Genomic DNA, 1,205 nt, shown 5'->3' with positions numbered 1-1,205 from the left:
GGTGTGGGGTTCTCAGATCAACGCTTCAGCCACTCGAATCGCTGACTTCGGTCGGAGGTATTTCAGCGGCCTGTTAGGCGTGCTCCCAAGACTTCCTTACGGTACCGCTCCAATATCGATGGCCACACGATGACGTTCACCGTGCCGGTTTCGTCCTCGATGGTCATGAACAGGACTCCATTCGCGGTCCCTGGCCGCTGCCGCACCGTGACAATGCCGGCACCACGCGCCAGCTGGCGGTTCTGGTAGCCGAAGAGGGTGGATGCCGGCTCATAGCGCTGCGCGGCGAGTTGCACACGGAGTAGCGCGAGCGGGTGCCGGTTCAGTGTCAGTCCCATGGACCGGTAATCCCCCACGATCTCCTCGCCCTCGCTTGGCGGGGCAAGGGTGGGCAGTTCCTCCATCAGGTCTGCGGGACGCAACAAGTCCTTGTCGGGCACGGCAACGGAGGCCTGCCACAGGGCCTGTCGACGGTCTCCCGTGAGGACGCGCAGGGCGTCGCCGGCGGCCAGGATCTGGACGTCATGCCGGTCCAGTGACGCCCGCCGGGCAGGATCCGTGGTGCTCGCAAACGGTCGAACCGCGCGTGCGTCTTCGATGCGCAATGCAGCCTCCTGCCGCATGCCGCGCAGCAGCGACAGGCCAAGGCGGACCGCCGGCGGCCTGCGCTCGCGCGTCTCCAGCGTCGAATCCCAGCCGCTGACAGCGATATCCGCTGGCAGGACCTCCACGCCGTGGCGCTTGGCGTCCTGCACCAGCTGAGAGGGGCTGTAGAAGCCCATCGGCTGGCTGTTGAGCATGGCACAGAGGAAAGCTGCTGGCTCATGGCGCTTGAGCCAGGCGCTGGCATAGACCAGCAGCGCGAAGCTGGCGGCATGGCTCTCGGGAAAACCGTATTCCCCGAAGCCCTGGATCTGAAGGCCGCACGTGTCTTGACGCCGTAAAGTCTTGTGTATTGGTCGGGACCTTCCCCCTCACCGCGTTGCGGTGTGTATTGCGGTGAATCAGTCCCTGGAAAAAATCATACTAGCGATCAAGTACCGAACCATTAGCCAGATGGATTAGTGCGTCGATGCGCGGTCTCACACTTCTCTAATTGCAAATGCAGTCGCTACCCTGAAGAATGAACTAGTACAACATCTCGTAAATAGGTTTAATAATTATCGGGCTGCAAATATGGCTCCAGTAGGGTGACGATCACCTCG

The 1,205-nt window shown here is 61.7% G+C and carries 1 pseudogene; it reads right to left on the bottom strand.

Annotated elements, in window-relative coordinates:
• Positions 1–68 precede the first annotated feature (68 nt).
• Positions 69–917: pseudogene (locus ACGLHR_RS51735) on the bottom strand (error-prone DNA polymerase); the annotation flags it as partial.
• Positions 918–1,205: the final 288 nt, after the last annotated feature.

The sequence above is a fragment of the Cupriavidus sp. CuC1 genome, from assembly GCF_044627735.1.
Taxonomy (GTDB): Bacteria; Pseudomonadota; Gammaproteobacteria; order Burkholderiales; family Burkholderiaceae; genus Cupriavidus; species Cupriavidus ulmosensis.
The sequence above is the reverse complement of the archived record's forward strand: the minus strand, read 5'-3'. Positions and strand labels throughout refer to the sequence as shown.